The 21,170-nt window shown below is 60.9% G+C and carries 29 protein-coding genes; 21 read left to right on the top strand and 8 right to left on the bottom strand.

The genetic code is table 11. From position 1 onward, the window contains the following. Window positions 1-6: 6 nt before the first annotated feature. From BK662_RS12105 to BK662_RS12005, 21 genes are all read left to right on the top strand, one after another. Window positions 7-519: a hypothetical protein gene (locus BK662_RS12105; protein ID WP_123358252.1), complete on the top strand. Its 513-nt coding sequence runs from the start codon at window positions 7-9 to the stop codon at window positions 517-519. Window positions 520-522: 3 nt separating this feature from the next. Further along, window positions 523-2,052, top strand: coding sequence for a phage portal protein (locus BK662_RS35250; RefSeq protein ID WP_123358251.1), 1,530 nt, complete (start codon window positions 523-525; stop codon window positions 2,050-2,052). Then, on the top strand, window positions 2,006-3,928 hold the full coding sequence (locus tag BK662_RS35695; RefSeq protein WP_123358250.1) for a phage major capsid protein: 1,923 nt from the start codon (window positions 2,006-2,008) through the stop codon (window positions 3,926-3,928). The genes BK662_RS35250 and BK662_RS35695 overlap by 47 nt, the downstream gene beginning before the upstream one ends. A gap of 73 nt (window positions 3,929-4,001) precedes the next feature. Next, window positions 4,002-4,430 carry a hypothetical protein gene (locus BK662_RS12090; RefSeq protein ID WP_123358249.1) on the top strand — a complete coding sequence of 143 codons (429 nt, stop codon included), beginning with the start codon at window positions 4,002-4,004 and terminating at the stop codon, window positions 4,428-4,430. Continuing rightward, window positions 4,427-4,807: a hypothetical protein gene (locus BK662_RS12085; protein WP_123358248.1), complete on the top strand. Its 381-nt coding sequence runs from the start codon at window positions 4,427-4,429 to the stop codon at window positions 4,805-4,807. The genes BK662_RS12090 and BK662_RS12085 overlap by 4 nt, the downstream gene beginning before the upstream one ends. Beyond that, window positions 4,789-5,313: a hypothetical protein gene (locus BK662_RS12080; protein ID WP_221179101.1), complete on the top strand. Its 525-nt coding sequence runs from the start codon at window positions 4,789-4,791 to the stop codon at window positions 5,311-5,313. Before BK662_RS12085 ends, BK662_RS12080 begins: the two co-directional genes overlap by 19 nt. Then, window positions 5,294-5,842 (top strand): hypothetical protein, encoded by a 549-nt coding sequence (locus tag BK662_RS12075; protein WP_123358247.1) that lies wholly within the window; start codon window positions 5,294-5,296, stop codon window positions 5,840-5,842. Before BK662_RS12080 ends, BK662_RS12075 begins: the two co-directional genes overlap by 20 nt. A gap of 2 nt (window positions 5,843-5,844) precedes the next feature. Then, on the top strand, window positions 5,845-6,456 hold the full coding sequence (locus BK662_RS12070) for a phage baseplate assembly protein V (protein WP_123358246.1): 612 nt from the start codon (window positions 5,845-5,847) through the stop codon (window positions 6,454-6,456). A gap of 10 nt (window positions 6,457-6,466) precedes the next feature. Next, the gene (locus BK662_RS12065) at window positions 6,467-6,799 is read left to right on the top strand and encodes a GPW/gp25 family protein (protein ID WP_123358245.1); all 333 of its coding nucleotides are present in this window, start codon (window positions 6,467-6,469) and stop codon (window positions 6,797-6,799) included. Then, window positions 6,796-7,791, top strand: coding sequence for a baseplate J/gp47 family protein (locus BK662_RS12060; RefSeq protein WP_123358244.1), 996 nt, complete (start codon window positions 6,796-6,798; stop codon window positions 7,789-7,791). Before BK662_RS12065 ends, BK662_RS12060 begins: the two co-directional genes overlap by 4 nt. Then, complete coding sequence (locus tag BK662_RS12055; RefSeq protein ID WP_123358243.1) at window positions 7,788-8,429, top strand: phage tail protein I; 642 nt, start codon at window positions 7,788-7,790, stop codon at window positions 8,427-8,429. Before BK662_RS12060 ends, BK662_RS12055 begins: the two co-directional genes overlap by 4 nt. Beyond that, window positions 8,430-10,370, top strand: a complete 1,941-nt coding sequence (locus BK662_RS12050) for a phage tail protein (RefSeq protein ID WP_123358242.1) — start codon at window positions 8,430-8,432, stop codon at window positions 10,368-10,370. It abuts the gene before it with no gap. A gap of 9 nt (window positions 10,371-10,379) precedes the next feature. After that, the gene (locus BK662_RS12045) at window positions 10,380-10,841 is read left to right on the top strand and encodes a phage tail assembly chaperone (protein ID WP_123358241.1); all 462 of its coding nucleotides are present in this window, start codon (window positions 10,380-10,382) and stop codon (window positions 10,839-10,841) included. A 97-nt stretch (window positions 10,842-10,938) separates the two neighbouring features. Continuing rightward, window positions 10,939-11,151: a hypothetical protein gene (locus tag BK662_RS12040; protein ID WP_123358240.1), complete on the top strand. Its 213-nt coding sequence runs from the start codon at window positions 10,939-10,941 to the stop codon at window positions 11,149-11,151. Between the two features lie 3 nt (window positions 11,152-11,154). Then, complete coding sequence (locus BK662_RS12035) at window positions 11,155-12,321, top strand: phage tail sheath protein (RefSeq protein WP_123358239.1); 1,167 nt, start codon at window positions 11,155-11,157, stop codon at window positions 12,319-12,321. Next, the gene (locus BK662_RS12030) at window positions 12,321-12,827 is read left to right on the top strand and encodes a phage major tail tube protein (protein ID WP_123358238.1); all 507 of its coding nucleotides are present in this window, start codon (window positions 12,321-12,323) and stop codon (window positions 12,825-12,827) included. The genes BK662_RS12035 and BK662_RS12030 overlap by 1 nt, the downstream gene beginning before the upstream one ends. 61 nt (window positions 12,828-12,888) lie before the next feature. Next, window positions 12,889-13,497, top strand: coding sequence for a phage tail assembly protein (locus BK662_RS12025; protein WP_123358237.1), 609 nt, complete (start codon window positions 12,889-12,891; stop codon window positions 13,495-13,497). Window positions 13,498-13,622: 125 nt separating this feature from the next. After that, window positions 13,623-16,493 carry a phage tail tape measure protein gene (locus tag BK662_RS35690; protein WP_123358236.1) on the top strand — a complete coding sequence of 957 codons (2,871 nt, stop codon included), beginning with the start codon at window positions 13,623-13,625 and terminating at the stop codon, window positions 16,491-16,493. A 2-nt stretch (window positions 16,494-16,495) separates the two neighbouring features. Further along, complete coding sequence (locus BK662_RS12015; protein WP_123358235.1) at window positions 16,496-16,873, top strand: phage tail protein; 378 nt, start codon at window positions 16,496-16,498, stop codon at window positions 16,871-16,873. Then, window positions 16,873-17,085 (top strand): tail protein X, encoded by a 213-nt coding sequence (locus tag BK662_RS12010; protein ID WP_123358234.1) that lies wholly within the window; start codon window positions 16,873-16,875, stop codon window positions 17,083-17,085. Before BK662_RS12015 ends, BK662_RS12010 begins: the two co-directional genes overlap by 1 nt. A 9-nt stretch (window positions 17,086-17,094) precedes the next feature. Beyond that, window positions 17,095-18,105, top strand: a complete 1,011-nt coding sequence (locus BK662_RS12005; protein ID WP_123358233.1) for a phage late control D family tail protein — start codon at window positions 17,095-17,097, stop codon at window positions 18,103-18,105. A 59-nt stretch (window positions 18,106-18,164) separates the two neighbouring features. Here the strand turns inward: BK662_RS12005 and BK662_RS12000 are convergent, their stop codons facing one another. From BK662_RS12000 to parA, 8 genes are all read right to left on the bottom strand, one after another. Beyond that, complete coding sequence (locus BK662_RS12000) at window positions 18,165-18,521, bottom strand: hypothetical protein (protein ID WP_123358232.1); 357 nt, start codon at window positions 18,519-18,521, stop codon at window positions 18,165-18,167. 82 nt (window positions 18,522-18,603) lie between these two features. Further along, entirely contained in the window at window positions 18,604-18,936 is a 333-nt protein-coding gene (locus BK662_RS11995) for a hypothetical protein (protein ID WP_123358231.1), read from the bottom strand. Continuing rightward, entirely contained in the window at window positions 18,933-19,145 is a 213-nt protein-coding gene (locus tag BK662_RS11990; protein ID WP_123358230.1) for a hypothetical protein, read from the bottom strand. The genes BK662_RS11995 and BK662_RS11990 overlap by 4 nt, the downstream gene beginning before the upstream one ends. Before the next feature lies 1 nt (window position 19,146). Beyond that, on the bottom strand, window positions 19,147-19,497 hold the full coding sequence (locus BK662_RS11985) for a hypothetical protein (protein ID WP_123358229.1): 351 nt from the start codon (window positions 19,495-19,497) through the stop codon (window positions 19,147-19,149). Next, window positions 19,494-19,646, bottom strand: coding sequence for a hypothetical protein (locus BK662_RS34775; RefSeq protein ID WP_185047117.1), 153 nt, complete (start codon window positions 19,644-19,646; stop codon window positions 19,494-19,496). Before BK662_RS34775 ends, BK662_RS11985 begins: the two co-directional genes overlap by 4 nt. Next, the gene (locus BK662_RS34770; RefSeq protein WP_185047116.1) at window positions 19,643-19,798 is read right to left on the bottom strand and encodes a hypothetical protein; all 156 of its coding nucleotides are present in this window, start codon (window positions 19,796-19,798) and stop codon (window positions 19,643-19,645) included. The genes BK662_RS34775 and BK662_RS34770 overlap by 4 nt, the downstream gene beginning before the upstream one ends. Window positions 19,799-19,861: 63 nt before the next feature. Further along, window positions 19,862-20,179, bottom strand: coding sequence for a hypothetical protein (locus tag BK662_RS11980; RefSeq protein WP_123358228.1), 318 nt, complete (start codon window positions 20,177-20,179; stop codon window positions 19,862-19,864). Further along, window positions 20,176-20,820, bottom strand: coding sequence for a ParA family partition ATPase (gene parA / locus BK662_RS11975; RefSeq protein ID WP_123358227.1), 645 nt, complete (start codon window positions 20,818-20,820; stop codon window positions 20,176-20,178). The genes BK662_RS11980 and parA overlap by 4 nt, the downstream gene beginning before the upstream one ends. Between the last annotated feature and the right edge of the window lie 350 nt (window positions 20,821-21,170).

The following is a 21,170-nucleotide window of genomic DNA, read 5'->3' as shown; positions in this document are numbered from 1 at the left end:
TACCCAATGGAACCCGCAAACCTACACGCGGGCGATTCGATCGCCTGGTCGCGTGACGTGCCTGCGTTTCCGGCCGCCAGCGGCTGGGCGCTGCATTACGCATTGAATGGGCCGGCCAGCTACTCGTTCGAGGCTGCAGCTGCAGCCCCTTACCTGGTCGAGCTGAGCACGTCGGAGACGGCCGAATGGGTGCCTGGGCTTTATCGCTGGGTTGCCATGGCCATCAAGGGGGATCAGCGGATCACGGTGGCCAGCGGCTTGATACAAGTCGAGCCCAACTGGCAAACCGCCGGCCCTGCAGATATGCGATCGCACGCGACCCGCATGATCGCGCTGATCGAGTTAGCGCTCGAAAAGCGTATCCCGAAGGATCAACAAAGTTACGAAATCGACGGTCAGCAGCTCACCAGAATTCCGGTCGAGCGTTTGCGTGAACTGCGGCTGCAGTACCAGCGCGAGCTGGCACAGCTACGCCGGAAAGGTTCGGGCCTGGTGCGTCATCTGCGCGTAGGGGTCTGATCCATGAGTCTTTTTAAGCGAATGGCCTCGGCATTGGCCGGGGGCAAGCCTGCTCCTGTGGCGGCTGCGCGGGTTGAACCAGATTTAGGGCTCGGCAAGCAGCGTAGTCGCAGTTTCTCGGCGGCCAAGCGTGGGCGCCTGACGCAGAGCTGGGACATGCGCAGCACCAACGCGGACGCTAACCAGGAGATCTACCGCGATCACCATACGCTGAGAGCTCGGGCTCGCGAGCAGTCGATCAATAGCCCGTATGCAAAGCGCTTTTACCGGCTGCTCAAGCAGAACGTAGTCGGGCCTTTTGGTATTGCGCTGCAATCCAAGGCTGTGATGGCCAACGGTGAGCCGAACCGCAAGGCGCGTCGGATGATCGAGCGCGAATGGCGCAAGTTCTGCCGGCGTGGTAACTGCGACGTCACGGGTCAATACAGCTTCACGACGTTTATGAACCTGTGGCTTGAGAGCCTGGCGCGTGACGGTGAGGTCATGGTGCGGCTGATCCGCAACTGGCCGAACCGTTGGGGGTTTGCGCTGCAGATCCTCGAGATCGATCGCCTCGATCTCGATCTTAACCAGGAGCTGGATAACGGCAACTTGATCCGGATGGGCGTCGAGCGCGATAGCTGGGAGCGGCCTGTCGCTTATTGGCTGCTCCGGAATCACCCTGGCGACGTATACCAGCGTGCCGAGGAGCGTTATGAGCGCGTGCCGGCAACAGAGCTCCTGCACACTTTCGAGCCATGGCGGGCGCATCAGTCGCGGGGCTTCACCTGGACGCATGCCGCCGCCGCTGAGCTGCATCACCTGGACGAGTACCGCAACGCGGAGCTGGTCAAATCGGAAATGCAGGCGAAGGTCACGGGCGTTTACGAGCAGGACGCCGAATGGCTGGAGCCGCCGAACGATCCAGACGACGACGTCGACGTCGAGGAGCACCTCGAAGCCGGCACCAACAAGCTGATTCCCTACGGCCTGAAATACAAGCCGCTGCCGAGCTCGTCACCGACGCAGTTCGCGCCCTTCACGAAGCAAGGTCTGCGCGGCGTCGCTGCTGGCTTCGGCCCCAGCTACAACCGCCTTGCGCACGACCTCGAGGGCGTCAGTTTCTCGAGCCTGCGCAGTGGCGAGCTCGACGAGCGCGATTTTTACAAGTCGACGCAGCAATTCGTTATCAGCTCGCTCCTCGAGGCGGTCGGCGACGCCTGGTTATCCATGTCGCTGCTGACCGGCGCTATCCCGCTGCCGCCCCGCAACTTCGAGATCTATTCGGAACTGTGCTGGATTCCTCGCGGCTGGGATTGGGTCGACCCGCTGAAAGACAGCAAGGCGGCCACGGAAAGCATTACCAACCTCACGAAGTCGATCGGGCACTACGTCCGGCAGGCAGGCATTGACCCTGACGACCATTGGGACGAGCTCGAACGGGAAAAGGCCGAGCTTCGGCGCCGTGGGCTGGCTCCTGAATTACCAACCCCACCGGAGCCGCCGAATGTCGCAAAAGCCATCCTTGACGCCCAACTCCTTGCCGAAGATTGAGACGTCGACGGCCTTTCTACACCAAAGCCGAACCCTGGCCAGCGCGCCGCTAAGTCGTTCGTTAGAGATCGATTCGACAACGATCGACAAAGAAAGGCGGACGGTCGAGGCCGCGATCTCGAGTGAGTTTCCCGTGCAACGGGAGTTCGGGGTCGAGGTTCTGGATCACTCGCCTGAGTCCATCAACTTAACCCGAATGAAGCGCGCGCCCCTGCTGGATAACCACGACCGTGGCCTGCAGATCGGCGTCGTCGAGGCGTGCTGGCTTGGGCCTGACCGCCGGTTGCGCGCTCGCGTTCGTTTCTCTCGCAACCCGGCGGCCGAGCTGATCTGGCAAGACGTCCTGGACGAGATCCGCGTCAACGTTTCGCTGAGCTACCTCGCTCATTTGATGGTTCCGGAATACGGGCCAAACGGCGAGGAGCGCTACCGAATCATCAGCTGGGAGCCCTACGAAGTTTCCAGCGTTTCCGTACCGGCAGACCCAACCGTCGGCGTCGGCCGTTCCCTTCCCGAAAAGACCCTGATCACAATCAAAGGTAAAAGCATGGATCCTGTAATTGAAGAAACTGGCGCCGACCTCAACGACGGCACCAAAGATCAACAACGCAGCCTGCCGGCTGAGCCGCGCGATCCGCTCGGCGCTGAGCGCAAGCGTGTTGCCGATATCATGGCGCTGGGCAACACCCACAACCAGCGCGCTCTGGCTGAACAGGCTGTAAATGCCGGTTATACCGTTACCCAAACGCAGAGCATGATTCTGGCTCGCATGGCGCCTCAGCCGCTGAGCCAGCACGGCGCCGACGACCAGGCGCGCGACCTGCCGAACTTCAAGCAGCCAGGCCAGGACATGGGCAAGCTCGGTGTAAAGCCCGAGGAAATGCAAACCTACTCGCTGATGCGCGCCATCAACGCGATGGCTACCGGCAACTGGAAGGAGGCCGGTTTCGAGCGCTCGATCTCGTTGGCGATCGCCGATGCGTCGAAAAAGGATGCTCGCGGCCTGTTCGTTCCGCACGAATCGCTGTTCCAGCGTCAGCTGGAAAAGAAAACGCCAGGTAAGGGCGGCGTGCTGGTCGAAACCGATCTGCGCATCGATCAATTCGTCGACACCTTGCGCAACAAGGCCATGATCGGCCGGCTGGGCGCTCGCGTTCTGAGTGGCCTGCAGGGCGACCTGGCGATTCCGCGAAAAACCAGCGGGACCAATTTCTACTGGCTGGACGAAGACAACGAGCCGGAAGACTCCGACTTCGATTTCTCGACCCTCGGCCTGTCGCCGAAGACGATCGCGGGCGCCATCGGCGTGACCCGTCGCCTGCGCAAGCAGTCGAGCCTGTCGGTCGAAAATCTGATGCGCCAGGACATGATCGAAGGCATCGCGGTTGCGATCGACTACGCACAGCTGCGCGGCACCGGTTTGAACAACATGCCGCTGGGCCTGTTGAATCAGCCAGGCCTGCAGGGTGCAACCTACACCGATCGCGCCGAATGGGATCATATCGTCGATATGGAAACGGCGATCGCCGAGGCGAACGCCGATGAATCCGGCATGGCCTACCTGACCAGTCCGACGCAGCGCGGCAAGGCGAAGAAAACTCAGGTATTCGCCAATACCGGCGAGCGCCTGTGGCAAGACAACACCGTCAACGGCTATCGCTCCTTTGCAACGAATCAAATGCCGTCTGATGCCTGGTTGTTCGGTGACTGGTCGCAAGTCATTACCGCAATGTGGGGCGTGCTCGACATCAACATCGACACCGCCAAGAAGGCCGGTAGCGATGGCGTAATCATGCGCATTTTCCAGGACGTCGACACCGCCGCGCGTCGTCTGGAGTCGTTCAGCTGCCTGCGTAAAGCGGCGCCGGCCGGCTAAAAGAAAACCTTAGCGGGCAGTTGGTGGGGGCTTCGGCCCCTTTTTTTATGCGTGTTAATTGAGGTGTGAGGCTATGAACGGACTTGTTCTGGCTGCAAGTTTTTTGATTGTGACCCTGCGAGGGACGTTTCGAGGGCCTGAGTTCATCGAGCCGGGTACGGTGCTCGATGTTTCTCGCGACCTTCGCAACACGATGGTTGCCAATGGTGCGGCGCGCGACGCGACCGACGAGGAGATCGCCGAATATCGCAACCTGCACGCGACGGCTGATCTGATCGGCGGGGATCTGCGAGATCTCGCCCGACAGCGCGGCGACCTCGAGGACGAAATCGCCGTGCTCGAGCAGGGCAAGGCTCAGCTGTCGGTCGACCTTGAGGGCCTTGCGGATAAGCAAAAGGATCTGACCGCCGAGGTGGATAAGTTGACCGCCAAGCGCGACGAGCTCGGCGCTGAAGTCACCGCCCTGGAAGCGAAGGCCAAAGCAGCGAAGCCAGCCAAGTGATAGGCGATGACGATTTTGGGACGTTTTTCGACCCTGACGAGTTCGGCTGCACGGTGCGGCTGATCGAGCCAGGCCGGGACGCCCGCGACGTCGACGGCATGTTCGGTAAGCCGGACGGCTCGGGCGGGCTCTACCGCTCTGGCATCGATCCGAGCGCCGCACAGTCTCGCGCCACGCCAAAGCAGCGGCACCTGCAGTTGCCTCGCGGTGAGGCGCCGGAGCAGTGGCGCACGACGAAGGTGATTGCGGACGGTTTGGAATATTCAATCGGTGACGTCGAGCCGCTGGGCCGCCTGCGTGTCGTTCTGACGTTGGTGCCCTACGGCGATCGCGCGGCGCCTCCTGGAGAGCGCGGGACATGGCGGGCTTCCAACTAAAGTTTGAGGTCGACGGCTGGGGAGCTGTCGACATGGCGGTCAGCCAGGCGGCCAAAAAGCTCGACTTGGCCGCCGCTCGAGCACTTCGCAAGACGGCTCAGTGGTTGCGCACGCACAGCTCCCGGGAAATTGCCAAAGAGCTGCGCATTGCGCAGAGCCCGATTCGCCACCGGTTCGACATTTTCAGCCAGTCCACGGCCAAAGAGGTCAAATTGTGGGTCGGTCTGCGGCCGCTGAGCGTGCATTACCTGGGCACGCCAAAGCAGACGCCGACCGGCGTTTCGGTTGGGCACCGCGCCTACGAAGACGCGTTTATCTCCCCCATGAAAACGAAACACCTGCTCGTCTGGCGGCGCAAGGGGCGCGAGCGTCTGCCGCTGGAAAAGGTGGTGGAAGACTGGGCGAGTGAGGGGGTTACGGCCCTTGAGAAATGGGAAAAGCGCGCCGAACAGCGGTTTGTAGAACTTTTTGAACAGGAAGCGCGCCATGTCTTCCAGACAGCTTAATAACGTCTCCGATCTGTTTTTCGCGATCGGCGACGCGATCCACGGCGCCGGCCTCGGCGTGAGCGTCAGCAACTATGACGAGTTCGGCGGGGAGGTGGGAGACGCCGAGGTGTTGATCGAGATCGAGCGAACGGGGCCGGGTGTGAAGCTGGCCGACGGTCGCCATGTTCACAACGTGTCGGTGACGCTGCACGCGGTCGTGGCGCGGTGGCGAAAGTTTGCGCCGCTCGAGGCGATGAACCTGGCCACCGCGCTCGAGCGCCTGGTCGACTCGAATCGCTGGGGGCTCCCGGGCCGGCAGTGCGATTTGCCGGAAAACATGCACTGCAGCCCGTCGATTTTCCAGCAAGGAAAGGGCGGGTATGAGGCGTGGGGTTGTTCGTTTACTCAGCGCCTGGGCATCGGTCGCGTTCGCACGCCGGAAGATCCGGTAATCGGCGGAATGCCGCTGATCGCCTGGCGCATGCCTGACGATGACAACCCGCCGGATCTGTCCGACCCGGATCAATACAAGCCGCTTGAGGTGTAAGCATGTTCGACGCTTTCGTAAATCAGAAGCTCGAGCCGCTGATCGAGCGCCTGGCTGAGCTCGAGGCTGAAATCGAGGACATTCGCCGCCGGGCTGAAAACCATAATCGGATCGGCGTTATTGACCAGGTCGACCCGGCGACGGGGCTCTGCAAGGTCAAGCACGGCGATCTGATGACGCCGTGGGTCAAGTACATGAGCCCCAGCGCTGGCGAAATCAGCGAGACGCGGCACCCTTCGGCCGGCGAACAGTGCCTGCTTATCAACTACGGCGGCGGCGACGGTAGCGCGCACTCAGTCGCGCTGTGCGGATTGATCTCCGATCAGTTCCCGCCGGCATCGACAGAGGCGCAGCTGCATCGCCGGACGTACCCGGACGGCACGCAAAGCAGCTACGACCACGCAAGCCATACGCTGAGCTGGCAGAACGGACAAACGTCTGTAACGGCCTCTCAGGAGCTTATAGAGCTGGCCATTCAAGCAGTGAAACTCACGCTGACGCCACAAACCGCCCTGCTGACGATCGGAGCGGTCGGCATGCTGCTCGATGCGCAGGGGGTTCACTTCACCGGCCCTAAAGTGGATCACCAGGGGCGTGTAATCAGCACCGCCTAAAGGCCCCCAAATGATCGGCATTGACAGAGACACCGGGGCCACGGTCGACGACTGGCCTCAGTTCGTCGAGCGTGCAAAGCGCGCCCTGACGACCCCGCTCGGCACTCGCCAGAAGCGGCCCCTGTATGGCAGCAAGCTTTTTTCGCTGCTGACAAAGAACCAGGGCGACCAGCTGCTGATCCTGGCTCAGAGCTACGCGGCCGAGGCGTTCTGCAATGAGGCGAACGGGATCGGCGACTTTACCCCCGAGACGATCGTCGCGACGCGCGGGTCGACAGGCCTGAGCCTGCGCCTGACCGGCATCTGGAAAAACAGGCAAATGACTTTTGAGGTGGCCACTTGAGCATGCTTATACCTGGTCAAAACCAGCTGGCCGAGCCCGAAATGGTCAAGGTCGAGCAGTTCGAGGCGCTGCTCGCTGAATTCAAGGCGTTCGTGGTCGAGTATGTGGCGGCCCGATCGCCTGAGAACGCGGCAAAGCTCGAGGTCAGTCTGCAGAACGAAAGCGAGCTGCTGACGATGGCCCTCGAGGCCTTCACGGTTCGCTTGCAGACGCACGAACGCAAATACAACGCCCGCATCAAGCAGATGCTTGCATGGTGGGCCAATGGCTCGAACCTTGACGCCAGGCTGGCCGACATGGGCCTCGAGCGTCAGATCATTACCCCGGGAGATCCGGCGGCGTTTCCGCCTGTGCTGCCCGTGATGGAATCGGACGACGACGCCAGGCTGCGCTATTACCTGGCGCCGCACGCACCAGCCGCGGGCTCGCGCATGCAGTACCGCCGCGAAGTGCTGACGCTGGGTGAGCGCCCGAGGGTTTCGGTCGAGACGACCGTCGCCGGCATCGTCACTGTGACGTACACGTTCAACCCTGACGGCTTCGCCGCGCAGGTGAAGGACGGCAACGGGCGCCGCACGGCCCCGGGGCAGGTCACCGTGACGGTGTTGTCGCGTGAGGGCGATGGCACGCCATCGGCGGCGCTGCTCGGCGCCGTGCGATCGCACTTCGACCGGCCCGACGTCAAGCCGGAAACTGACCAGGTGCTGGTGCAGGCTGCGCAGATCGTCAACTACAAGATCCGCGCCATTGCCTACATCAACCCCGGGCCTGATTCGGCGCTGACTGAGACGGTGGCGGCTGCTCAGCTGCAGGCGTATGCGAAGGCCTGTCACCGGCTCGAGGGCCGCGTAGATCGAACGTGGATCGACTACACGCTGCACGCGGCCGGCGCCATCCAGCTCGAAGTTCTCGAGCCGCTCGCGCCGATCGTCACCACGGCCGCGCAGGCCCCGTTCTGCACGGCTGTAGAGATCGAGGTGCGGACGCTATGAGTGATGACGTCGAGCGTCCACGGCACAGCCTGTTGCCGGCGAATAAATCGGCGCTCGAGGCGGCGCTCGATCTCGGATTTGCGCAGCTCCTGGAGCGAATCGAGCCGCCGTTTCCCGAGCTGATGAATCCTCAGGAAACGCCGGTCGAGTTTCTGCCGTACCTGGCGGCCGATCGCGGCGTCAGTGAATGGAGTCCTGCGGCGCCCGAGGCTGAAAAGCGGCTGACGGTTGCGCTAGCGTGGCCGACGAAGCGTCAGGCCGGCACCCGCAAGGCGCTGGAAAACGCGGTCAAGGGGTTGCAGTTGATCCCCGAGGTAACCGCCTGGTTCGAGCGCACGCCGCCAGGGCCTCCGTACAGCTTCACGGTGCGGGCGTTTTCGCAGCTGCCGTATAGCGAAGAAATCAACGAGCGACTAGACCGCCGGCTCGCTGATGCGAAAAGCGAGCGCGACACTCTGTCGGTCACCGTGGGGCTGAATTCGTCCGGTACGCACTACATCGGCGCCGCGACGATCTGCGGCGAGCTGGCCACCATTTATCCGCTTGTTCTCGATGGGCTTGAAGCTTCCGGCCGGTCATTCGTGGCCGTGGGGCACTACATCGTTGAGACGACCACTATTTATCCTCAGGGGGCCTAAATGGCTGACTTTTATACCTTGCTGACCAACGCGGGGATTGCTTACGAAACCGCCTGCAAGGCGGCCGGAACGCCTATCAAGCTGGCAAAAATGTCTGTCGGCGATGGCAACGGCTCAGTCTATAACCCGGACGCGACGGCGACCGCGCTAAAGCGCGAGGTCTGGCGCGGTGACTTGAACGCGCTGTTTCAGGATCAGGCCAATCCTAGTTGGCTACTGGCTGAGGTAACGATCCCGGCTGAGGTTGGTGGTTGGTATGTGCGCGAGGCTGGGCTCTGGACTGATACCGGTATTCTGTACGCGATCGTCAAATATCCTGAGTCATTTAAGCCGGTATTGGCGTCGTCTGGTTCTGGAAAAGAGTTTTACATCCGGTCGATTTTCGAGACCAGCAACGCAGCCCTGGTAACGCTGTTGATCGACGATACAGTCGTTAAGGCGACTCGGGCTTGGGTTGCGAGTTATGTCGCTGACGAGCTCGCCAAGCTCGATCAAAAGCAGTCTGTGCGAGCGGCGACTACGGCGAATATCGTGCTGGTCGGTGCGCAAGTCATTGATGGGCGCGCCTTGGTGGCCGGAGATCGATGCCTCGTTAAAAACCAGACCCTGGCAAAAGAAAACGGGCCTTACGTTGTAGCCAATGGCGCTTGGACGCGGGCAAAAGACGCGGATAACAGCGCCAAAGTGACGCCAAACATGATGGTCGCAGTTGAGGAGGGGGCGACGCAGGCTGATACGGTTTGGCAGTTGGTTACGGATGGGCCAATCGTGCTCGGTACGACCGCGCTTACTTTTCAGGACGTGACAGCTGGTTTTGCGCGTTTGCTGTCGCCGGGGTTCGGCGGTAATCCGACGGCGCCGACACCTGTTCAGTTCGACAGCAGCGGGTCGCTGGCCACAACGGCATTTGTAAAGCGCGCGGGTGTTGAGTATTCAAATCTGGGCGTCGTGGGGGTCAGCACGGTTCTAACGAGCTCAAGTATTGGCGGTGTGGTTAGCGCGGCATCTTCAACGCCGATCAGCGTGACGTTGCCGCCAACGGCAGGGGTGCCGCACGGGGCGACTCTGGAAGTGGTCAATGCTGGTAGTGGGTTGGTAACTGTCTTGCCGTCAGGTAGTGATGTGCTGACCACGCAGGCCGGCCTCGCAGTGCCGGTCGTGATGGCGCTCGGGGATAACGCCTATTTCATCAAGGTGACTGGTGAGTGGCGTTTGCGCGGCGGTTCTATCTCGCTTAAATATTCCTCGGTGTTTTCTGGCGCAAATTGGGTAACTCAGCCGCAGTTTGATAGCACTAAGGCTCTCGCTACGACAGAGTTTGTACAGCGCGCGATGGGCAGTCTTGTAGGATATGTATCTATTGCGGCGTCGCGGGCTCTTACAGTTGCGGATATCGGTAAAATTCTCTGGCTGAGTTCTTCGGGTGTTTACACATTAACCCTGCCTTCTCCGACGTCTATGGGTGTCCCGGTAGGATCAAGTTTTAATGTGTTTTCAACTTCGGGTAGCGGGGTTGTTGCTATTGGCGGCAGCGCTACGCTGCAGGATCAGAAGGGTCTTTTAACTTCGTCCGTGCCTTTTAAGATCGGGCAATCTGCAAGGTTTGTCGCGATTGGCGTAAATCAGTGGTTAATCACTGATTCGACTGCTGCTATGGGGAATAACTCAGATTTTGCATCTGTTCTTAGTCTGGCGGCGTCAAGTCAGGAGCTTCCGGGCTTGTCGATGAAGACGGGCACTGTGTCCAATACATCGACAGCGGCATTTCTTCAGATCACGTTCCCCGTGTCATTCCCGTCGACGTGTGTCGCCTTGGTAATTACTGGATGGAGTAATTGCCCGAATGCATTCACGCATACGGGCCGCGATCGCTCGGGAGCTATGGTTTCTAGAGGGGCCAACCAAAACTATCAGTTTGATTATATTGCCTTCGGCTTTTAAGGAGCTCGCGTGACCATCTATTACGGCTGTATTAATCAAGTAAGAGGGGGGTTCTTTGATACAAAGGATCACGGTGAAATCGGTAGTCCGGGCTGTAGCATTCCAAGTGGTGCGAGAGAGATTACCGATGAGGTGCATCGCCATCTGATCGAGGCGCAGTCGGTCGGAAAACTGATTGTTCCAGATCCGGCAGGCTACCCGATTGCAATCGATCCGCCGCCGCCAGGCGCGGAGGAATTGGCAGCTATCGAGCGTGCTTGGCGTGATGCTCGCTTGGCAGAGACCGATGGCGTAGTTAGTCGCCATCGTGACGAGCAGGAAGAGGGTGTAGAGACCACGCTTTCAGCGGATCAATATGCGGAGCTGCAAGCCTACCGGCGTGCCCTTCGGAACTGGCCAGATGCGGGCGAGTTCCCGCTGATCGATCACCGGCCGCAAGCGCCCGAATGGCTCTTGAGTCCACTCCAATAAGCGCCCCGCACTGACGGGGCGTTTTCTTTTCTGCTTTCCCTTCCTGAAACCATCCGAAAGCCGCGCTGCGGCTTTTTTTGTGCCTGGAGATCTCCGCATGGCCAACCGCAAAAACTACACCGTCCTGATTCCGTATCCGACTGGCGGCGGTCACTACTCCGTCAAGGGCTCCACGGTCGACCTGCTCGACGTCCAGGCGAACGCCCTGGTAACGGCGGGCCGCCTTCAAGAAACCGCGCTGATTGAGGCTGAGGCTGCTCCTGCAGCCCCGGCGCCGGTCGCTAAAAAAACCACTGCAAAGGCTGAGTAAGACATGGCTGAAGTAACGAACTTCGAACACAACGGGATCTCGATCGAGACGACCGAATCCCCCGAGGCGATGGGCGGGATCGGCGATAACGTTATCGGTCTTGTTGGAACCGCGCCAAACCGTGCGCTCGGCGTTCCGCTGAATGCACCGTTTCGCATCAGCGGCCAGCTGCAGGCCGAAATGCTCGACACGACCGGCGCCGAGGAAGGGACGCTGTACCTGACCGTTAAAAACATCCTCAAGGTCGTCAAGATCCCGATTTACGTCGTCGTCGTGGAAGTGGGCGCGACGCCTGCGGATACCCGGAATAACGTCATTGGCGGCGTTGATCCGGAGTCTGGCCAGCTCCAGGGTATGGCGGCGCTGTCGACTGCGCAGGAAGATCTGACCATCATCGGCGCCCCGGGTTTTTCGTCCGAGCAGTCCGTGCATAGCGAGCTGGCGTCGCTGGGTAAGCGCCTGCGCGCGCGCGTGGTGCTGGACGGTAAAGACGTTCCTGTCGCTGGCCAGGTGCTGAACAGCCAGGCAATCGGCGGGGCTGAATTGGGTTATGACCGCTGTCTGGTTATTCACCAAATGCCAGCGGTCTACTCGAAGGCTGCGAAGGCGAATGTCTTCCTGCCGCCTTCGAGTCTGGCGATCGCAGCCCTGGGCAAGGTCAAGCAGTGGGAAAGCCCGGGTAACCAGGTGACCTACGCGGCCGACGTCTCGCGCACTGTCGAGTACAACATTATCGACAAGTCGACCGATGGCGACCTTCTCAACCGCTACGGCGTCAGCTACTACGCCCGAACCATCCTCGGCGGTTTCTCGCTGATCGGTAACCGCTCGATCACCGGCAAATTCATCAGTTACGTCGGCCTCGAGGACGCGATCTCGCGCAAGCTCATCAAGGGCGCGCAAAAAGTCATGTCCAAGAACCTGACCAAGCGTGCGATGGAGCAGGAGGTCGATCGGGTCAATGCGTTTATGCAGGATCTGGTCGCGTCCGAGGTTATCCCGGGCGGCAAGGTGTATTTGCACCCCGAGCTCAACACCGTCGAGAAGTACAAAAACGGCACCTGGTATGTGTGCATTGAATACGGCCGCTACGCGCCAAACGAGCACATGATTTACCAGCTCAACGCTAGCGACGCCATCATCGAAGAATTCCTGGAGGATGTTCTCTAATGTTCACTAACCGCGTAAGACAGGCGATGACGGCAACCCTGCAGGGCCTGCCGCTGATGGCGACTATCGACGACTTCGACCCGCCGCCGATCGAATTCGATGTCGAGGAAATGAAGGGCGGCCGCTTCATTGCCGAGGAAATGGCGACCGGCATGAAAGCGCTGACCGCGAAAATCACTCTGCAGGGCGTCGGCCTGCCGATCTTTACCGCCTTGGGCGTTGCCGGCGGCGATATGGTGCTGCTGACCGTGCAGGAGGCTGGCGAGGATCAGGACGGCAACGAGTGGTGGGCTTATCACATCTGCGCCGGCAAGCTGAAAAAGCAGGAAGACAAGCAGCTGAAAATGGGCGACAAGCCCGTCACTACGCTGGAGATCTCCCTGCGCAGTTACACCAGGACGGAAAACGGCGTACCGGTTATCAGCATCGATACGCGCACGCAGGTCTGCATTATCAACGGCGTCGACTACCTCAAGGGCGCCCGGCGCCTGACGCTGCAGTCCTAATTCTGCCCCATTCAATGAGCCGCCTTCGGGCGGTTTTTTGTTGCCTCAAGGAAAAGTGAATATGTCTATAGAACTGCAAAACGACCAGGGCGAACCCTGGAAAATGCCGCCGCACGCGCTGACTTTCCCGGTCGTCCTGGACGGCGGCGAGAAACTGCACGAGATCCCGCTGCGGCCGATCAGTGTCGCGGAGCATCGCGCCGCGTTGGCCAAGGCTGGCAAGGATGACGACGCGCAGTTCGAGGCATTGGTCGAGGTGGCCACCGGCCTGCCGCCGAGCGTGCTCGAGCAGCTCAAGCAGCCCGATTACGTGAGCCTGGTCGAGCGGATTTACAACTACATCAAAATGCCGCCGTCGTTCTTCACGGGAGTCGCCCCGGAAAGCCCGGACGACTTCGCGCTTTTGGTGCCGATTCGCGCCTTTGTAGATGGCGTTCCGAAGATTGTCGATCGCCTGCAGATCGAAGTGCCGGCGATGAAAGTCTCGAAGATGATGCGCAAGCTCAAGACGGCCAACGATCGCGCGGACTTCGTCACGGCGCACTGCGTCGGCTTGTCCGTTCCGGACGTGCAGAGCCTGAGCCTGCCTGACTGGTCGCACCTGCAGGAGCGCCTCAACGATTTTTTGAACAAACCGGGTGCCTTCTTTCAGTCCGCGACATCGACGTAATCCTCGATATCGTGCCCCTCGTTTACCACGTAAGCGAGGCGGAAATACTGGAATGGAGCGCCGGGAAGGCACTTCGTCGTTACGAGCTGGCGATCGCGCAGCTGGGTGCAAAAAAGAGGTAGCGCATGGCTGAATCAAAGTTTTCGCTACGCCTGGCGGCGGTCGATGCGTACTCGAGCACGTTCGGCGATTTCAAGAAAAAGGGTAACGAGCTCGAGGAGGACATCAAGAGCCAGCGCGCGGAGCTGGAGAAGCTCAACCGCGTCGCCCGGTCAGCTGACGGGTACGTGGCTCTGACCGATAAAGTCACGAAGACAGGGGCTGCGCTGCAGCTTGCCCGGGTTGAGCAGGTTCGGCTCAATCGCGAGCAGAAGGCCGGCGCCGAGCGGGTGGAAAAACTCAAGCTGGAGGTTGACCAGGCGTCGGCCTCCCTCAGATTGCTCGAGGCCTCGGGAACCGCCACGGCTGGGCAAATGCGGACGGGTCGCGCCGAGGTCAGTCGCCTGCAGCGCGAGCTCAATTCGGCGACGGCTGAGGTTCGCAAGCTCGATACGTCGAGCGACAAGGCGACCGCCAGTGTTCGCACGCTCGAGGCGGCGTCTCGCGGTGAGCGCAACGAGCTGCAGCGGCTGCGGGCGGTGTTGACTGCGGCCGGTGTGGACACTGGCAAGATGGCCAGCGAGCAGAAGCGCCTCGAGGCGTCGACGAAGTCGGCCAACGCGGCGCTGGCAGCTCAGAAGGCGCGGCTTGAGGCGGTGAGTCGTGCCCAAGCCAAGATGGACGCAAACCAGGCTAAGCGCGCGGATCTGCGCGGGCAGGCTATGGAAACGGCGGCCATCGGTTACTTGGCCACGCGGCCAATTAACCAGGCGATGGATATGCAGTCGGCCATGGCTGACGTTGGCAAGGTAATCAACTTCGAGCCTGGCCAGAAAGAGGCGATGGCCTCGCAGAACTTGAAGATGGCGAGCGATCGTCTTATCGCATCGTCAGGAATGACGGGCGTCGATCTCGCGAAAATTGAGTATGCGGCGGGTCAATCGGGGATCGGCAACGACAAAAAAGACGCCTCGGGCAACGTCGACCAGGTTGAAAAGCAGAAGTCGATTGTTGAGTTCACGCGCGACGCGGCGATCATGGGCTCGGCCTTTGATATGAGTGCGCAGGACTCCGGCGAAACCATGGCCGGCTGGAAGGCGTCCATGATGCTTGACCGGTCAGCGACGCTCGATCTTGCCGACTCCGTGAACTACCTGGGCAACAACTTCAACGCCAAGTCAGCCGATATTGCCGGCGTGGTCAAGCGTTATGGCGCCGTGGGCAAGGCGTCGGGCTTGACGCCTGAGCAAAACGCCGCGCTGTCGGCTGCGTTCCTGAACCCGGGCACCGAAAAGGAAATCGCCGGCACTGGCTTCAAGAACTTCCTATCAGCCCTGACCAAGGGCGAGGCGGCGACAAAGGGCCAGAAAGAGGCGTGGAAGGACATCGGGTTCGATCCTGAGGATCTCGCTGTCGATATGCAGAAAAACGCGCCTGAGACGATCATGCGCGTTCTGCAGGAGCTCAAAGAGCAGCCGGAGGAAAAGCAGGCGGCGCTGGCCACTCAGCTTTTCGGGTCGGAGTCGATCGGCGCGATTCAGCCGCTGCTGCTGAACCTGGGCGAGGTCGATCGCGCGTTCAAGATGGTCGGCGATAAGTCGAAATACGCGACTTCCGTCCTGGGCGAAAACGGCTCGATGATGCAGGAGGCGGCCGGGGTGGCCAACACCTCGCGCACCGGCTGGAACGCTTTTACTGCGCAGATGACGCGGCTATCGACGGTTATCGGCAACGCCATGTTGCCGGCGGTCGACTTCATTCTGCCTAAGCTCGGGTGGTTGGCTGACGGGCTGAGCAATCTCGCGGAGAAATTCCCGAACATTACGTCGGCGCTGGCGATCGCGGCCGGCGGCTTTGTTGCGTTCAAGGCGGCGACGATTGGCATCAAGTACGCTGGCCTGATGCTGGGTCAGGGTGGGAATGCTGGGGCCTTGGCCAGGGCCAGGCTCGACGCCAGCACCGCGCGCACGGCTCGCCAGGCTGATCTGGCTGTTGCTCGCTTGAATTCCACGCTGGGGCGCCTGGGCGCGCCAGGTGGTGGAGGTGATGGTGATGGCGGGCGCCGCAAGCGGGGCGGCAAGGGTCGAGGCGGTGGGCCAAAAAGGTTTGTGCCGGCGGCGCCGGGATCTGGCCAGCCGCGCGCGCCGCTTGTGTCGAGAGGCCCTGTAGCTGCGGGTGGTAAAGCTGGTCCGGGTGTGCCGTCTCTTCCGGCTGCGTCTGTACCTGGTGCGCCTGGTGCGGCTGTTGCTAAGGGTGCTGCTGCAGCTGAGAGCGCAGGGGTTGTCGCAAAGGGCGCTGCTGCAGCTGAGCGTGCTCCTGGCTTTCTTGGTAAGGCAGCGTCTGCTTTTGAGGGCGCTGGGACGGCCTCGAAATGGGCTGGTCGGGCGGCGCTTCCGTTGGCGCTCGCTGCCGGCGCGATGGACGTCGCGAATGCAGTCGAAACCGGGGGAGGTAAGGAAATAGGCGGCGTTGTCGGCGGGATGGCCGGCGGGATGGCGGGTGGTTGGGCTGGTGCGGCGGCGGGGGCTGCGCTCGGGACGGTGCTTATTCCGATCCCGGTCGTTGGCACTGCGATCGGTGCGGCCGTTGGGGGTATCGGCGGAAGTATGGCCGGGACTGAGGTCGGGGACTGGCTCGGGGAGAAGCTCGGCGCCCTGGTCGATCGCCTGAGCGCTCCGGACGAGGTCGCCAAGGACGTCGCGCAGAGCGCGGTCGAGAACAAAGCGCCGGTCAATTTCTCGCCGGTAATCAATATGCAGCCAAGCGGAGATCCGGCCTATGACAAGCGCATGGGTGACGAGCTGCTGGCGCGCCTAAAGGCTGAGCTGCTGCCGGCGCTGGCCGGCGATCCGCTGGGCCAGCGGCGCGGCGCCTCGCTGACAGATGGGAGTGACTGACGATGTCGCAGCAAATGGCGCTCGGGGGGTTCGTGTTCGGCCTCTCGAGCGGTTTTCCGTATGAAACGCTTGATCGCAAGACAACGGGCGGCTGGGTCAGCCTCGACATAATCAGCAGTAAGCCCCGGTCGCACCAAACCGGGCAGGGCCTTGAGGAGATCCGTCTCAATGGAAAGGCTCAGTGGGCCGAGGGCATGGCCAAGCTCGACGAGCTTCGCGCGATGGCCAACGCCCGCGTTCCCTATGTGCTGATCGACGGCGTCGGTCGGGTGTTGGGTCGCTGGCGAATCGACGGGGTCAACGAGGGGCAAAAGCGCGTGCTCGATGACGGTACGACGACGCTCCTGGAGTGGTCGCTTGAGCTTTCGGAGTTCTTCTGATGCGCAGAGTGCGAACGATCGCGGGTGATACCGCGAATCTGCTGTTGTATCGCGAGCTGGGTCGGTCTGATGACTCGGCCGAGGAGGCGTTATGGCTGGTAAACCCGGGCCTGGCTGAGCTGGGGCCGGCGCTGCCAAGTGATATGTGGGTGAATTTGCCGGAGCTTGCCGAAAGGCCGGCGCCGGTCAAGCCGGTTACGGCGTGGGATTGAGGAGGATTTATGGCGCTGGGGTTTACGCCTGCAGTACAGATCACGGGCGCCAATGCGGCGCTTATCAATACGCACCTGGTCGATTGGGAGCATGTCGACGCCTCGGGGGTGAAGTCGGACACGTTGAAGCTGACGGTTCGGATCGACGACCTCGAGGGCATGCCCAGCTTCGAGGGGAAAATCGGGCTCCTGGTCGGCTATCACGAATCGGGCCTCGTCGATAAAGGCGAGTTCAACATCACGCGCTGTCAGCCTCAGCTGTTCCCGCCGCTGCTCAAGATTATCGCCACGGCCGCGCCATTCAAGGTGGCGGATGAAACGAAGTTCAAAGAGCGCCGATCGGCCAGCTACGGCCCGACCACGCTTGGCGCGATCTTTCGAGAGCTGGCCAGCAAGCACGGGTTTTCGCCGAGGATCTCGCCCGAGCTCGACGCCAAGGTCGTCGAGCACCTGGATCAGTCGAATGAAACTGATATGGGCTTTCTGACCCGCGTTGCGAAGGTATACGACGCCGTGACGAAGCCGGTAAACGAGCTCTATGTCATGGCCAAGCGTGGGGAGGTGAAATCGCTGTCGGGCAAGACGCTACCGGTCGTGACGCTGTCGGTCACGAAGGGCAATTCGCCGAACGATCGATCGTTTATCAATGCTGAGCTTGACGAGGAAAGTCGCGTCAAGTTCAAGGGCTGCAAGACGGTTTGGTGGGACGGTGCCAGCGGCAAGGAATGCGTAGTTGAGACAGGATCTGCGCCGTTCAAGAAGGTGGCGCAGCGCTATCAGAACGAGGCCGAGGCAAAGGACGCGGGCGAGGGTATGGCGCGCAAGATCAAGCGCGGCGAAAAGAAAATCCGCATCGATTGCCCTGGGAATCCGGATCTCGGCGCCGAGGGTCTGATCGAGCTCGACGACACCTGGCCGTCATTCATGCGCGGGCAGTGGTCAATCGACCAGGTAACGGCTACCGGAAGCCGTCAGCAGAGTTATCGCTGCTCGATCTCGGCGACGCTGCCGGTCGCATAACTGAGCAATAAAAAGCCCCCACTGCCTCGCGGCGGTGGGGGCTTTTCTCGTTTCTGGCGTTACTGCTCGAGCAGATCCGCCGGCATGGTCGGCGGCGACTTGTAGTCGCGCATGACGGCGGGAAGGTTCTGCAGGTCGGCGACGTTGGCCAGCTTGTCGACGACGCCGATCGCGTTCCCGTTGGCGGCGACCCACGTCCCCGACCGGTCGAGCCAGACGCTGGCCGGCGCGCCGTTTTTGTACCGGCACACGCCCCAGCGTCCGCCGTCCTGGCTCAGGATTTTGCAGTCGACCGCGAGCCCTACCCGATCGCTGACGCGCTCGAGCGCGTGCGCGTCCTTCTTGACCAGGTCGTTTATCAGGATCGCCACCAGGGCGACGGCGGCGACGCCAATAATGATGGGCTTTGCTTTCATGCTGCGCGGATCTCCGTTCGGTTGAGGCGCGCAGGGTAACAAAAAGCCCGCCGAGTGGGCGGGCTTGTGGGGCTGGCTACATTTACGTCAACTGAGCTTTCGCGGCGGCCATCATTCGCACCTGGTCGCCATCGATCTGCACTGTGCCAAGTGCGTGATACAGATTTCCCGATAGTGCGCTGCCTATTGGGTGGGTCATAAGAAGTATGCGGCCGAGCAGCGATCGCAGTCCTTGCTCGTCCTGGAGCAGCTCGCCGCATAGCTCCTCGTCAACAAACTGCATGACTTCGTCCCATAAGTCGTCGCCGGCTTCGTCGCGGCTGGCAAATTTCTCTGGGTACATGGCGACGACCAGGTCGTAAAGTTCCAGATCGGAAATACGAGCGGCTTTCTGCATTTTTTCGGCGTGGCTCATGCTGGTAGCTCCTGGTGCGGGTGTGTGTAGGTGATGGTTGTTGTTTGGTTGGGTTGCTGTTCGAGAAGCGCAGGGTCAATGCCGAGCTTGCGGCAGACGGCGATCGCTGCAGCCTTGGGGCCTTCCGCGCTACTGGCGGTGACGCCGAGGCGCATCGCTCGCGCCTGGTAGGCGCCGGTACTCTGGCGAACGTTGATGGTGATAGCCATGTCATTCGCCCCTGCGTCTGTCGGAGCCACCGAATCGCGCGTCGGTGCGTCCGTCGTTGTCGAGATCTCGGTCGGGGCCGCCGAACGTGGCGTCGGTGCGTCCGTCGTTGTCGCGGTCGCGATCGGAGCCGCCGAAGCGTGCGTCGGTGCGTCCGTCGTTGTCGAGATCCCGATCGCTGCCGCCGAACGTGGCGTCGGTGCGCCCGTCATTGTCGAGGTCGCGATCAGGGCCGCCGCACGTTGCGTCAGTGCGTCCGTCGCGGTCGATATCGCAGTCGCGGGCGGCGGCTGGCTGGATGGCGCCAGCGAGCGCCAGGGCGAGCAGGAGCCCGCTGATTCGTAGGTTTTTCATGCTTGATCGTCCTGGTCGAGTTGCTTGTCGTCCGTGCGTTGGGTGTAGACGCGGTAAATGAACATGCCGATGGCGTGCAGGCCCATGGCGATAGCGACTACGCCTATAAAGATGATCTGCAGGCCGGTGGGGTCGTCGCGTCGCTTCATTGGGTCGCCTCCCCGATCAGGCGCAGGATGCCGTGCCAGGCGATCAGGCAGCATTCTTGCTCGAGGTAGGCGCGCACCTTGGCGCGGTTGGCTGGGTCTGCGGCTTCGCGCAGGGACAGGCCTCGCGCTGTGATATAGTCGTGCTTGGACATGGTTAACCCCTCTCGGTTATCTGTCTTGCCTGGTGGCGGGTGCAACCGCTGCCAGGCTCCTTCTTACTTCAAAGATTCAAGGCGACGTTTTAGCTCGGCCTGGTCTTCGACGTTGTAGTGCCCCTTCCCTTGCTCGTACTTCTTGAATAGGTCGTCGAGCGCTTCAAGAATCAGATATTTAACCGGGACGTTATCGGTCGACATGCTTTTAATGTCGTTGGTGCCTCTGTGGTACTTGAGCGGTACGATCGCCTTGAGTTGCTTTTCCTCGGTCGAATCGGACACTACTGCGCGACGTGCTTTTTCGAGGTGCGCCTCGTCTGGCGCGCTAACTGGTCGGCTGGGCCGGTCAAGGCTGATCTTTGGTGACGGCTTGCTCATTTGTCCATCTCCAGGAGTTCGAGTGTTATGGCCTTGATGTCGTCTTGAGCCTGGTCATTTGGTAGGTCGAACACGCTGAGGCCTTGGGCGATCCCGTTGACATACGAAACGCTCTGGTAGGTTCTGGCCTTGAGTATCGGCAGCTCGTAGCCCTCAAGCGCATCGCTCGCGGTTTTCTCGATTTTTGTATTTCTGATTGCTCTGGCAACCATGATGGCGACGTTAGGCGTCCCGTCGGTTACCTCGCGGCGGTCTTTTACCAGTTGCACCATGTCGCGGGTCGCCCATATGTCGTACTGGCTCGGCTGCACAGGGATGACGACCAGGTTGGCGATCTTGATTGCGTCGGAGGTTAGGGGCGTGATTTGCGGTATGCCGTCAATGATTACGTAATCGTACCCTGCGGAAATTCGCGGAAGGTCGCGCTTGATTGTCTCGCGCATGATGACGCACGGGATCGGCACTGCGTCGTCGGAGCGCGCGCCGGCCCAGTCAGTGGCCGAACCTTGCGTGCCGTCGAGGTCGACAAGGAGCACATTCTTTTTGTGAACTGTGGCCAGGCAGGCGGCGATATTCGTCGCCGTGGTGGTCTTCGTGGTGCCGCCTTTTTGGTTCTGAATTGTCCAGACTCTTGCAGCCATTTTGGTTGGCCTCCTGTGTGTGAGGCCCCAATATACGTACAAATGTACCTTTGTACAATAGGCCTAAAGGGCAAAGGTACATAAACAAATAGCGCGCAGCGCCATCCTTTACAGAGACTCTGTCTCTGCGCTTTTGCTTGTCCTTTCCTCTGTGCTGCGCAGCCCTTGTTCTGCGTGGCTTTCCCCGTTCGTGTGCTTAGAAGGGACTGTGCTTAGTCCTGTGGGTGTATACGCAGGCACCAGGAGAATTCGGGTTTACTGGCATTCGTCGTGCTGATCCCTTTTTTGCTCGAGCCGACTCAATCTCTATGACCAGACAACAATCTGGTATAGGGCAATGGGTGTATAGC

The sequence above is a fragment of the Pseudomonas frederiksbergensis genome, from assembly GCF_003732275.1.
GTDB classification, from domain to species: domain Bacteria; phylum Pseudomonadota; class Gammaproteobacteria; order Pseudomonadales; family Pseudomonadaceae; genus Aquipseudomonas; species Aquipseudomonas frederiksbergensis_H.
This window is presented reverse-complemented; position numbering and strand designations above follow the sequence as displayed.